The organism is Mesorhizobium abyssinicae, from assembly GCF_049887195.1.
Lineage (GTDB): Bacteria > Pseudomonadota > Alphaproteobacteria > Rhizobiales > Rhizobiaceae > Mesorhizobium > Mesorhizobium abyssinicae.
On record NZ_JARAKC010000025.1, the window covers coordinates 1 to 12,356 of the forward strand.

The following is a 12,356-nucleotide window of genomic DNA, read 5'->3' on the forward strand; positions in this document are numbered from 1 at the left end:
CGATCGACCATGCGGAAGAAGCTGAATTCGCGTGGAAGGTCTGGTATCTTGACTGGAAAGACCCATCAAAGGGCGAGCACACGGTCACCTCGCGCGCCACTGATACGTCAGGCAAGGTCCAGCCCGCTATGGACGATCCGGTTATCGCCAAGAAACACACCTACTGGGAAAGCAACGGCCAAGTCACGCGCCGCGTCAGCATTGCTTGAGAAGGTTACCGGTGGCGGCCCTACCAAACTGACGATGATCGAGGTGACCTCACTCCAAATATGAGGTCACCCCGTCATTGCTGTTGAGCAAGCCTATGTCGCGGGCGCATTCATTGATTCGGACTGTCCGCTGTATATTGCAATGCCGCTAGGAAGCTTTGGGGCCGAGAGAGGACTGGCAGCTTCAAGACTCGAATCGTCAGAAGCGGACATTCAGCTTCTTGGGGGCATCGACGTGATCTCCCCGAAGCCGACATCGCCCCTGGCTCTTCCCGCATTGCTCTCGATCGCGCAATTGCACTTTGCGCGCCTATCCCGATTGTCAGAATTGAAGCCAGTTGCTAGTCGGGCAATCCTGCCAAGCGCATGCCTTCGATGAGGTCGTCAGCCATCTTGGGGTCAACAAACATTGGATTCTTCCGCAGGGCACGCAGCGAGTAGCGCGGAATCAGGCGGAGCAGCTCGTCCACGTAATGCTTGGCTTCCTTGGGGCGACCTTGACAAGCATAGGAACACGCCAATGTCACTAGCGCGCCGAACAGAGCGGGATCTTGTTGAAGCCCCTTCTTCGAAACGTCGATCGCTTTTTCATAATCGCCGAGGAAGAAATAAGCGTGTCCCATCGCGTCATATAGCCAGGTTCCGCGAGAATCGCGTGGGTTGCCGCGTTCCGCTCTTTGGCAAGCAGCCAAGCCACCTTCCAAATCGCCACGAAACACCAGGGCATGCCCCAAGACCGCGTAGGCCTCGGCATAGTTCGAATTGAGCTCTATCGCCCGTTGGGCCACCCTGATGGCCTGCTCTGTCTCTCCGGTCACCGCCAGCATGAACGCTAGAGACTGATTGGCCTGCGGGTTTGTTGGCGCCAGGTGAACCGCCTTCTCCGCCCAGCGCCGGGCCTCTTCGAAGGCCAGGCGCGCCGGACGAATCCATCCGCGCAACCCGATGTGCACGTGGCATTGACCAAGCAGGGCGTGAGCATTGGCGAAATCGGGGTCGATCTCGATCGCTCTGCTGAGATCGGCAATCGCCGCTTCCACATCATGCTTCGTCATCCTGTGATAGGCGGCGATCGCCCGCAAATAGTGGTCCCATGCGCCGAGATCGTCCGGCCGTTTTCCTCGCGCCCGCTCGATCTCAGCCAACGTGATTTCGGGTCCGACTACCGACGCGATGCTGGCCACGATGTCGTCCTGCAACTCGAAGAGATCATCCATCTTGCGGTCGTATCGCTGTGCCCATACATGGCGATCTGACTCCGCATCGATCAGCTGAGCGTTGATTCGCACGCGGTCACCGGCCCGGCGCACACTGCCTTCGAGAATATACCGGACCCCGAGCTCCCGCCTAATCTTCTTCACGTCAACGGCCTTGCCCTTATAGGTAAAGGCGGAGTTGCGCGCGATAACAAACAACCATTCGAAACGCGAAAGGGCCGTTGTCAGATCTTCGGATATGCCATCCGAGAAATACTCTTGGGCATGATCATCGGACATGTTGTCGAACGGCAGGACGGCGATCGACGGTTTGGCCGGCAAGGGAATAGGGCCAGCCGGTTGGCTCGACACGCTCGCCGCAACCACTCGATACGTCCGTACAGGATCTGCGATATTTCTTACCTGGTGAGTTCCGAAGTCCTGGAACCCGGCGTCGAGTTTGCCTTTTACCTGATCGAAGGCCATGCCGGAGATACAGATGCCGCCTGGGTCAGCCAGCTTTTCAAGTCGCGCCGCGACGTTGACGCCATCGCCATAGATGTCTTCGCCATCGATGATGATATCGCCTACGTTCACACCAATCCGAAAGGAGATCGACGCGCTATCGGGCATTGCGAGATTTCGTTCGGCAACGCGGCGCTGAATGCAGACTGCACAGTCCACCGCATCGACCGCACTGGCGAACTCAATTAATGCTCCATCGCCCATGAGCTTCACCAGACGCCCTCGATACTCGGTGAGGATCGGGCTTATCAAGTTGCGGCGCAGTTCCTTGAGCGCACTCAATGTTCCTGTCTCGTCCGCTCCCATGAGGCGGCTGTAGCCCACGACGTCAGCCGACATTATAGCAGCCAGACGCCGCTGAACGCGTTGCTTCGTCATTCCCTTCCGCCTCTGGCTAACGCTGGTCGCAAGTGTATCGCCCACTGCCTTGGTGTGTCTACGAAGGTCCTCCCTTTCCCCAAATTCGACAGGCCACCGCGCGATGCGGCGACTGGCGCGGAACCGAAATCGGGCATGGTCGGCCGTGGAAGAAGGAGCGACAGATGATCGCTGAGGTCGCTCATCGGACCGGCGCCGTGTCTGGAACTGCTTGCCCAAACAGGTACATGCCGGGTGCCTCGACTACGCCGCCGTCGTGACGTGTCCGGCCTTTGCGACGACTTTAGAGAACGGCAGGTTTGACAAATGCCATGGCGCCTCTCGAATGTCCGAGAGGCGGCGCGATGCAGTCCGACTACTCTACGGCTCGCTTGGGCCGCTTGCCGGCCGGCAGCTTGTGGGCCGTTGGCGGACTTGCGGCTTAGAGGCTCGGAATGTCAGAAGCGACCTTCAGTCGGGCTGCGTGCATCGACGTGAACTGACCCATTCCGGTCATCGCCTCGTTCCACCTGAAGGTCGCGAAAAGGGTGCGAACCCGGGCTTCACACAAACGCCCATCGTCTCAGCGTTTAAAGGCTTGGCGATCTCTTCGAGACGTTCGCAGGGCGCGTTTCCCGATGCGGCCGGCTTTGCAATGCGCTACAGGGTGGCAACGTCTGCTATCGGGCAACAGCAAAGACGGCCGACAGGGCGCGTTGCTGCCCGGCAGCCTTGGGGCCGCAGGCAGATGGTCCGCTTGTGGTGCAGGGAAGAACGATAGCGGACGTTAGGATCCGATGTCCTGAGTTGACCCAATCGAGCCATTCTCGCAGGCAAGCTCGACTGTCTCGAATGTGGGAAATACGGCGTTGGTGGCACCTCGCGGTATGAGCCGTCGATGAAACACGCGGAAAGACGGGATTGCTGGCTAGTGGTGGTGGTGGGTAGTGGGTCAGTTTGAATAGTGGTGGGTCGGTTTCCTTTGAGAGCAGCCGATAGTATGATCCGCCCGGGGTCAGACCAACGATGGACCGCAAGCTTTCCGCGATTCTAGCCGCAGATGTAGTGGGCTATTCGTCTCTGATGGAGCGCGACGAGGCCGGTACATTCGAGCGCCTTCGTGCCGGACGCAAAGAACTGTTCGAACCCGAAATTGCACGCCACCACGGCCATATCTTCAAGCTGATGGGCGATGGGATGCTGGCTGAATTCGGCAGTGTCGTCGATGCCGTCGAATGTGCAGTGTCGCTACAGCGCGGCCTGTCTGAGCGCAACGCCTCGTTTCCCGAGGTGGAACAGATCCTGGTGCGGATCGGTATCAACCTCGGCGAGGTGATCGTTGACGGCAACGACCGGTATGGCGATGGGGTTAACATCGCGGCCAGACTTCAGCAGTTGGCGGAACCGGGCGGCATCTGCGTCTCGGGAAAAGTGGCCAAGGAGGTCGAGCGGAAGCTGGCGTTCGCCTTTGAGTCAATGGGCGAACAGAGGGTCAAGAACATCACCGAACCAGTTCGGGCGTATCGTGTACTGCTTGATTCAGCGGCAGCGGGCAAGCCCCTCCATGCTCGCGGCCAGCCGCGCGCCTGGCGTTTTCCTGTCGCGGCGGGTGTTCTCGTCCTGACTCTCGGCCTTGCAGCAGCATGGTGGCAGCCGTGGGAGAGGCCTGCACAGCCTGTCGTTCCGACCGCCAGCGAGACAGCCGACAGCCGGCCTTCGCTAGTCGTCCTGCCCTTCGACAATCTCAGCGACGACAAGGAACAAGAATACCTCGCCAACGGCTTTACCGAGGATCTGACGACCGCACTGGCGCGCGTGCCGGGTCTTTTCGTCTTCTCCCCCAACGCGGCCTCCGCCTACAAGGACAAGGACCCGAAGCCGGAGGATATTGCGGCGGCATTGGGCGTCCGGTACCTGCTGAAAGGCTCGATTCGCCGCGTCGGGGACGACATGCGGATCAATGCGCAGCTGATCGATGGCACGACATCCAGACATCTCTGGGCGGAGCGTTTCGACGGCCAATGGGCGGACGTATTTGGGCTGCAGGACAGGGTTGTCAGCAGCATTGCGGGCGCGCTCCAGCTCCGCCTGGTGAGCGGCGCGTCGGCCGCCCGGGCGGGAGGCACAAGTAATCCCGAGGCCTATGAGGCCTATCTCAAGGGGATGGACATCTACAATCGTATCAACACGCCAGAGGAGTTTGCGCAGGCTGTGAAGAATTTCCAGCAAGCGGTGCAACTCGACCCCGATTTCGGCGCGGCGTACGCCCAGCTCGCATGGGCCTATTGGGACGCGGATGTCGATCGGGCCGTAGTAATGGGCCTTACGAGGGACGAGGCCCGTGACAAGATCTATGAAACCCTGAAGGCGGCGGCCAGGTATCCTTCGCCGGGCTACTATCAGCTCGTCGCTGAGTTGATGGTCCGCGAGCACGACTCGGACGACGCAGTCACCGTTCTTCTGAAGTCGGTGGCGCTCGATCCAAGCGATACTTGGAATTATCTCTCGCTGGCCAATGCCCTGAATTTCAACGGCAGGCCGAAGGAAGTGCTGAGCTATCTCGATGCGGCTGCGCGCGTCGATCCAAACTCGTGGATGGACTACAGGCGATACCAAGCCGGACTGGCCGAGTTCGGCCAGGAGAAGTTTGAGGACGCGGTTCGCTCTATCGAGAAGATGGATCTTAAATCGCCCGATGCACGGGCGAATTTTTATGCCCTGCAGGTCCTTATTTCGGCTTATGGGCATCTTGGGCGCACAAACCAGGCCGCGGTCGCTTTGGAAACACTTAGGAAGGTTGTTATGCGGAGAATGGAATGGGAGCCGAGCCAGTTGATCACCCAGGATTACATGGTGTTCAAGAATACGGCCGATATCGAACGCCTTTTGGCCGGGCTGACCAAAGCAGGTGTACCCGAGCTGCCGGCATTGGCAAGGGCAGGCATGAATCCGAAGGACCGACTCACTGGGGCGGAAATAAGGTCTCTCATGTTCAGCCACGAAACGCGCGGAAAATTGGTAGTCCCCACGTTCCTGCCGATGCAGCGCACAATCTCGGTCGACGGCGCCGTCAGCGAAACCGTTGGTCAGAGGACACGCGCAGGAACCTCGTGGGTGCAAGGCAATTTCTTGTGCAACGCCTTTCCCAGAGAACTGACAAGCTGTGGGGCGATTTTTCGCAATTCATTTAGAACGCCTGGGCGTCAGGACGAATACAAGGCCGTATACCGTTGGGAACAGTTCGAATTCTCGGTCGTCGAGTGAGCTCTAAAAATGCCGCAAGGCTGAAAGTCGGCTTGCGCACTATGCATGCGACCTGGTTCGCCAGAACCGCAAACGACCGGAATTGGCGCAAAGCTGCATGGATCCGGTGCATTGGCGATGTCCGCTTTTGGTGAACCGACAGGACAGTAGGAATGACTGCCAAGAGGCGCAAAGCTGCCGTCGAAATCGGACCCGCGTACGCCGCGATCCATTGTCCGGCGGGTTGTCCAGACTAAACATTGTGGCTGATCAAACGGTTCGCCACGATCCCAGCTCGCTCGCATCCTCAGGAATCCTCACGCCGCTTCCGTCGCCCGACGAGACGCAAAACACTGTTGGCAAGGGCCAAGGCGATCTTGAAGGCCATCTCGATTCCTGCGAGCTTCTCAGTGTCAACGGAGGGCACGCCCATGGCGCATAAGTTCGAAATCTATACGGACAAAGCTGGCGAATATCGCGTTCGCTTCAAGTACAACAGCGAGGTGATATTCTCGACCGAGGGCTACTCAAGCAAATCCAGCGCTCAGAACGCCATCGATTCGATTAAGAAAAATGGCCCGAGTGCGCCGGTCGAAGACAATAGCTAATCGCTTTCGACTCCATACAGTGCTGCGGCAGTTCTGAAGCTGGAGCACATTGGCTTCGGAACGAGTCTCAGCTCGGCACTAGCACTTGTTGCCCTAGTGCAAGTGAAGCCCTGATCGCCTAAGGGAATCGTCAGCAAATAGACTTCACTAGACCTCTCCTACATTTAGGAGCATTCTCCCGTGGGGGGGAGATAGTGTGGATAGGTCTCGCTACGACAATCGTTCTGATCGCTGGCGCAAGCGCACTGGAGCAAAACACTCCCGTGCACTGCGGTGGGCAAGTGTGCCGCGACGGTTGATCTTCGTCACCGCTGCTGCAGTCGGTGCCTTCGCTGCTGAGACGGTCATGATGCATAATGGCAGCTGGCCCGACCTGACTCCTTCGAACTGGATCGGGCCGAAGCCCGCCCCCATGACCGGCGTCGCGTCCGTCATTGACGGTGACACAATCGAGATCCGCGGCCAGCGCATTCGGTTCAACGGGATCGACGCGCCAGAGAGCAAGCAATATTGCGACGACGCCAAGGGGTTCGAAAACCAGTGCGGCCTACGATCGGCCGAAGCGCTGGATAGTTTCCTGGCCGCTTCGCGGCCGGTGCAGTGTGCTTTCGTGACTTGGGATCGCTATCACCGCTACGTCGGCGACTGCCGGCGCGCCGACGGCGCCAGAGTAGCAGGGTGGATGGTCGAGCATGGCCAGGCGCTCGATTGGCCTCGCTACAGCAATGGCGCCTACGCGCCGCAGCAGGCAAAGGCCAAGGCGGCGAAGGTCGGTTTATGGGTCGGCAAATTCGACGCGCCTTGGGACTGGCGCGCCTCGCATGGCGACGGTGCTGCGCCGTCGAGCCAGCCGCTCGGCATCATCGGTCGCAAGCTGGTCGCGCAAAGCGGCGGCCTTTCGTGCGAGCCCCGGCGATACTGCTCGCAAATCAGCTCCTGCGAAGACGCCCAATGGTACCTGCACAACTGTGCGTGGGGCCGCAAGCTGGATAGGGATGGTGACGGGGCAGCGTGCGAGACGCTTTGCTAGGGAGGGGTTCATGGATGACAAGTTCTATAACCGCGTCGGCGGCGATCGTATTTCTTCGCGGCAGATCGATGAGTTGATTGGGTTAGCGCGCGGCCTCCCTGCAGACGGAAGTATCAACAAGGCGGAAGTCGAGTCCTTCAAAAGTGGCTGGCCGCCAATGTCGAGATTAGCGATCAGCCGATCGTCCGGACCTTGTACCGACGGGTCAATGAAATCCTCGCGGACGGCGTGCTCGATTTCGATGAACACACCGAACTTCTCGATACGTTGAACGGCTTCTCGAACCGAGATTTCGAACTCGGAGAAGTGTTGAAGCCCACCACCCTGCCCCTTTGCAATCCGCCTCCGCATTTGACCTTTGAAGGCCGGACGTACTGCTTCACCGGGACGTTCAATTATGGCCAGCGAAAATACTGCGAGCAGGCCATAGCGGATCGTGGCGGGCGCGCCGGCAGCTTGACGCAAAAGACCGATGTGCTCGTGATCGACGCCTATGTTACCGAGTCTTGGAAGCACTCATCGTTTGGCGACAAGATTTTCAAAGCGACCGCCTGGCGCGACGAGGGGTTGACAATCTCGATTGTCGCCGAGAGCCATTGGGTCGGTTTTCTCTGAGGACGGACCCGTTGGTCCGGTAAGTTCCAGTGCCCTGTTCGACCGAGGTGGAACGATGAGAAACAATGCGTTCAGCGATCTGATCCAGCTGTTTTTTGCGTTTCGCTTCGTCATGCGCATCGTCGCGCTCGCAACTGCAACGGCAGCTGGGTGTAGCTCCATAGACTACAAGAAGCTCACCACCGGTGAGATATCAGGCAGCTTGTTCGTCATGTGGGTCGGTGAAGGCAACAGTTCCGGCGACGGGAATTTCCTGTTTGTGCCCGACCCTCATGATCCCTTGATCTTCCATCGGGCGGATCCGGCGACTCCTGGAAGCACGATCAGGCCGGGTCTCATGTACACGGATGGCGGCTCGATCCCGAAAATCGCGCAAGTCTTCAAGGGTCTCTCCCCATGGGGCTACGCTCCGGCCTACATGATCCACGACTGGATCTTCATCGCGCATCACTGCATCGTCGACGGCAGCACCGAAAAGAGGTTCGACCAAGTCCGTGGGGTCGACTTCGACGACTCCGCAGCGATCCTCGGCGAGGCAATCAAGGCGTTGATCGCGACGCGCGAGGTCGCGCCGAACGATATTGCCCCCAGCGCCATCACTGCAGCCGTGGGAAGCGCGATCGCCAAGAACCTTTGGGACGAGAAGGGAGCCTGTAAGTCGCTACAGGTCAGCGCGAAAGATATTGCTTCCGCAGAGGCGGCGATACCGGGCTCGACATCCAAAGCTCAGAACCTGAGGACCTTCCAAATACCAGAAACCGTCGCGCCGGCGGTCCGAGCAGTGAGGCCCGCGAAGATCATAGCACGCCTGTCCTTCTGACCTGAGCGTCGAGCCAACCCATGGCGGGCCGCCGTGCGGCGACCGACCGTATCGGTTAGAGTCCTAAGTTGGCACGGCAGACGAAGTGTCTGTTTTCCAGACGCTTCCGAAGCGACTAATTGGCCGAATGAAGGAGCAAAACGCACGGTCGGCTTAGTCGAACCGTGCCCAAACCGGCGGTCGAACCATCTTGCGTTTAGCCGGCACCAGTTCGCCGTCCGTCTGCCCGATCTCATTGCATTGAGGGACGGTCAATTCTTCCCCGATTGCGGCGATAAGGGCAGACACGCGGGCACGCACTCGCGGAGGAAGTCGAACAAGGCGCTCGATCAGGCGTCGACCTTCTGCGCTGGCAATGAAGCCAATGCGCTCATCGGTTCGTAGACGTGAAGCCTCATGGCCGCTCTCAGCATTCTCCGGGAGGCCTTCGAAAAAACGGCTGACGGGGACGCCTAGCGACCTGCTAATCTCGTAGATCTTGGACGCGCTCACCCGGTTCCTTGCGTTCTCGTATTTTTGGAGCTGTTGAAAGGTGATGCCTATCGATCGGGCGAGCTGAGCCTGTGATACGTCCGACTGCACGCGAACCATTGCGATCTGTCTGCCGACATGCACATCGGCCGGGTGAGGGTCACGCCCGGCCTTTGGCTTTTGCGCCGCCAGGGACGCGCTAGAGCGTTTCTGCTTCAACAACAACTTTCGATACTCCAACAGGTCATTGGATAAAAAATCCGTCGCGGTCGGATCCTCGTCCTTTGTGTAGGGCGTCAGCCGAATTTGCGCACAAGCGGCGCGACTATCCTGCCTGAGCATCCAGATATTTCGATCCCGGTACCGAAGGCACGCGAGCGGCTTGCGAAACCTTCAAGAATATCTCGCGCCACGTGTCCGGCGGCGGGGACGGGAACCAATTTTCCCGTTTCGGATCCCGTGCGTTCATTTACCTCGCCGATCACGACCGGCAGAAGGTCTATGCCTTCGAGCGTTCCATTCGCATCATAGCGGCAAGCCGCGACAATGCTCTGCCAGACCTCCGGAGGATCCCATTCGCCCTCGTCCGGATGGACGTGAAACAGGAAATTTCCGAGACCGTAGAAGATGGGCGAGCCGTTGTAGATTTCCACCGCCTGAAGAACCGGGGCGCCGTGGCTGACGAAGAGGCCTGCGCCAGCGTCGATGCATGTGCGGGCAAAGGTTTGCACCCAGCGCGGCACGTCCTGCCAACCCGGTTCCCAATGGTGGTGGTGCAGATACGCGATCACAAAATCGCCTTGCGCAGCCGCCTGCCGGATCGCCGAGAAATGAATATTCGCGCTCTGCTGATCGATCTCGATCAAGCGGCTGAAATCGGCAGCCTGCGTGAACACGGTCCCGTAGAAATTCAGCTCTTTCCCACTCGTTAGCTCCGGCGGATCTTCCGGTTGCGCATAGTTGGTGAGTTCAAGGTGCGAGCTCTGCAACTGATCGCCAAGCCTTGCTAGTCTTCGGAAGTGCCCGTCGGGCACCCCAATCTTCCGAACGGTTTTCAGCCGGTTGACACCAGGCCGAGCCGGACGGGAAGCAGTGCTGTTCTCGGCATACATGTTGGCCGGGCCTGGCCCTGCGTCTATCGCAAGAAGAGAAAACTGGCGGGCGCCCAGATGGCGATGGCCGAGTTTCGCGGCATGGGTCTCGTCGATGCCGACCCCAGCATGCAGGAAGCCGCGCGCTTCGACCTCCTCCAGTGTCGCGAGAACGCCGGAAGCGCCGAGATCGAATGCGTGGTTGTTTGCCAAGGCAAGCGCGTTGAAACCTATATCCTGCAATGCATCCAGCACTTCGGCCCTGGAATAGCCGAAGTACCTGCCTTTGGTCGGCCAACCACCATGCTTGCCGAGGATCGTCGATTCGAAATTGGTGAAGACGACATCACCTTGCTGCAAGAAGCGTACAACCGCCGCGAACCGTTCGTCTTGAACAGGACGGATGTCATGCGTGATCAATGATTGGCCGGTTACGACCGCGCAAAATGGGTCTTTCATGGAACTCGCCTCATGGTCGTGAAGGGTCGGGCGCCGACGTTCGGTCAGCACCACATTGGAGTCGCCGCCGATCGCCGGGCTATTTTGGCAGGGCCGGAGAAATGTCCGTCTTGAACCACTTCAGACTCAACGCCTTGATGGTGCCATCCTTAGTGGCAGCTTCGAGCGCCGCATTGAACTTGGTGAGCAGTTCGGTGTCGTCTTTGCGCATGCCAGCGCCAACACCCGGACCCCAGAGACCACCATTCAGCTCCGGTCCGAAAAACACCGCAACCGACCCACCGGGCGCCTCCAGGAAATCGCGCCATGTGAAATAGTCGGCGAGGCCGCCATCGACGCGCCCCGCGGTAAGGTCGAGCTTCAAATTGTCGAGACTGTCATAGCTGCGAATGGTCACGACATCGCCGAGGAGTTGTTTCACAACAGCCTCGGAGTTCGACGAACGAAGGACACCAATGGCTTTGCCGTTGAGGGTGGACCTGAGCCGCTCGATGGTTGCATTCTCCTTGTCCCCGACAGTCGAAAGGTTGACTTTCTCTTTGGTGTCGCCGACATCGAGTCCAAGCTCTTTGCGCACGACGAACTGATTGTAGCCGCTGGCATATGGGCTGGAGAATGTGATCTGCTGCTTGCGCTTCTCCGTGATCGCCATTCCGGACATGATGACGTCGTATTTCCCGACCAGCAACGCGGGAATGATCCCGTCCCAATCCTGCGCCACGAAGGTGCATTTGATTTTGATGCGATTGCACAACTCGAGACCGACATCGACATCGTAGCCGTAAAGCTTGCCATCCGCGTCTGTCCCGTCCCAGGGCGGCGACGCCCCTTCGGTGGCGATCGATATCGTTCGCTCGCTTTCGGCACGTGTCGGCAAGGCGGCGAGCAAGGAAGCAACAGAAATGGCAATAGCCAAGGGCATGCGCATAGGGCACCTCTTTCTTTTGGTTTGGGTGGGAAAGCAGCCGTAGGGCTGCCGCGTCACGGCGCGAGTGTCGTGATCTCGTGGTCAGGCAAGGTCGGACGGAGCCGCGCCTTGCGTCTTTGCTTTAGGGTGCCGACGGTCGAAAGCCGCCGTTCCAGGAACTGGGTGGCTTTTACGGCGAGTGTCGTGAGCGCGAGATAGATCGCTCCTGCGACGATGAAGATCTCGTAGGGCGCGAAGGTGGCCGACACCATCTGTCTCGCCATGCCGGTTATCTCAAGCAGCGTTACCGTGCTTGCCAGCGACGAGCCCTTGATCATCCCCACGACCTCGTTTCCGTAGGCGGGAAGCGAAATCCTGAAAGCGATTGGAAAGGTGACAAGGCGAGCGATCTGCAAGCGTTTGAGGCCAAGCGCCTTGGCGGCCTCAATGACACCCATCGGCACCGACTGGAGACCGCGGCACAGGATTTCTGTCGTGTGCGCCGCACTATTCAGCGAAAAAGTGAACAGGGCGCACCAGAGAGGATCTTTAAGGATCACCCAGAAGACGCTGGCGCGCACAGCCTCGATCTGGCTCAAACCATAATAGAGCAGGAAGAGCTGAACCAGCATCGGCGTACCGCGGATTACATAGGTGTAGGCCAGCACCGCGAATGAGAGGCTTGGGCGTCCAAACGCGCGGGCGAACGCCAGTGGCACCGACAGAAGAAATCCAGCAGTCAGCGACAGGCCTGTCAGGGTCAAGGTGAGACCGATGCCTGAGGGCAATACCAGCAAGGCGTCGAACATCAGGCCGAGGTTCATG

11 protein-coding genes and 1 pseudogene are annotated in these 12,356 nt (G+C 59.0%); 7 read left to right on the forward strand and 5 right to left on the reverse strand.

Features of this window, described 5'->3' with window-relative positions; all coding sequences use genetic code 11:
* Positions 1-209 (forward strand): annotated as a pseudogene (locus PU724_RS29245) (sulfite oxidase); the annotation flags it as partial.
* A 341-nt stretch (positions 210-550) separates the two neighbouring features.
* Here PU724_RS29245 and PU724_RS29250 read toward each other — a convergent pair.
* Complete coding sequence (locus tag PU724_RS29250; protein ID WP_354422591.1) at positions 551-2,308, reverse strand: adenylate/guanylate cyclase domain-containing protein; 1,758 nt, start codon at positions 2,306-2,308, stop codon at positions 551-553.
* 1,005 nt (positions 2,309-3,313) lie between these two features.
* On the opposite strand from PU724_RS29250, the gene PU724_RS29255 reads away from it, so the two are divergent.
* The 6 genes from PU724_RS29255 to PU724_RS29280 all read left to right on the forward strand — a co-directional run bounded on the left by PU724_RS29255 (position 3,314) and on the right by PU724_RS29280 (position 8,603).
* Positions 3,314-5,551 carry an adenylate/guanylate cyclase domain-containing protein gene (locus tag PU724_RS29255; protein ID WP_354422589.1) on the forward strand — a complete coding sequence of 746 codons (2,238 nt, stop codon included), beginning with the start codon at positions 3,314-3,316 and terminating at the stop codon, positions 5,549-5,551.
* A gap of 410 nt (positions 5,552-5,961) precedes the next feature.
* On the forward strand, positions 5,962-6,138 hold the full coding sequence (locus PU724_RS29260) for a YegP family protein (RefSeq protein WP_354422958.1): 177 nt from the start codon (positions 5,962-5,964) through the stop codon (positions 6,136-6,138).
* A gap of 295 nt (positions 6,139-6,433) precedes the next feature.
* Positions 6,434-7,168 carry a thermonuclease family protein gene (locus PU724_RS29265; protein ID WP_354422587.1) on the forward strand — a complete coding sequence of 245 codons (735 nt, stop codon included), beginning with the start codon at positions 6,434-6,436 and terminating at the stop codon, positions 7,166-7,168.
* A gap of 10 nt (positions 7,169-7,178) precedes the next feature.
* Positions 7,179-7,439 carry a hypothetical protein gene (locus PU724_RS29270; RefSeq protein ID WP_354422585.1) on the forward strand — a complete coding sequence of 87 codons (261 nt, stop codon included), beginning with the start codon at positions 7,179-7,181 and terminating at the stop codon, positions 7,437-7,439.
* Positions 7,397-7,783: a BRCT domain-containing protein gene (locus PU724_RS29275; protein ID WP_354422583.1), complete on the forward strand. Its 387-nt coding sequence runs from the start codon at positions 7,397-7,399 to the stop codon at positions 7,781-7,783. The genes PU724_RS29270 and PU724_RS29275 overlap by 43 nt, the downstream gene beginning before the upstream one ends.
* A 55-nt stretch (positions 7,784-7,838) precedes the next feature.
* Entirely contained in the window at positions 7,839-8,603 is a 765-nt protein-coding gene (locus PU724_RS29280; RefSeq protein WP_354422582.1) for a hypothetical protein, read from the forward strand.
* Positions 8,604-8,756: 153 nt separating this feature from the next.
* Here PU724_RS29280 and PU724_RS29285 read toward each other — a convergent pair whose 3' ends face one another.
* The 4 genes from PU724_RS29285 to PU724_RS29300 all read right to left on the reverse strand — a co-directional run bounded on the left by PU724_RS29285 (position 8,757) and on the right by PU724_RS29300 (position 12,355).
* Entirely contained in the window at positions 8,757-9,416 is a 660-nt protein-coding gene (locus tag PU724_RS29285; RefSeq protein WP_354422580.1) for a helix-turn-helix domain-containing protein, read from the reverse strand.
* Positions 9,371-10,624 (reverse strand): CapA family protein, encoded by a 1,254-nt coding sequence (locus PU724_RS29290; RefSeq protein WP_354422578.1) that lies wholly within the window; start codon positions 10,622-10,624, stop codon positions 9,371-9,373. Before PU724_RS29290 ends, PU724_RS29285 begins: the two co-directional genes overlap by 46 nt.
* 79 nt (positions 10,625-10,703) lie before the next feature.
* Positions 10,704-11,552, reverse strand: coding sequence for a transporter substrate-binding domain-containing protein (locus PU724_RS29295; protein ID WP_354422576.1), 849 nt, complete (start codon positions 11,550-11,552; stop codon positions 10,704-10,706).
* A gap of 53 nt (positions 11,553-11,605) precedes the next feature.
* Entirely contained in the window at positions 11,606-12,355 is a 750-nt protein-coding gene (locus PU724_RS29300) for an ABC transporter permease (RefSeq protein ID WP_354422575.1), read from the reverse strand.
* Between the last annotated feature and the right edge of the window lies 1 nt (position 12,356).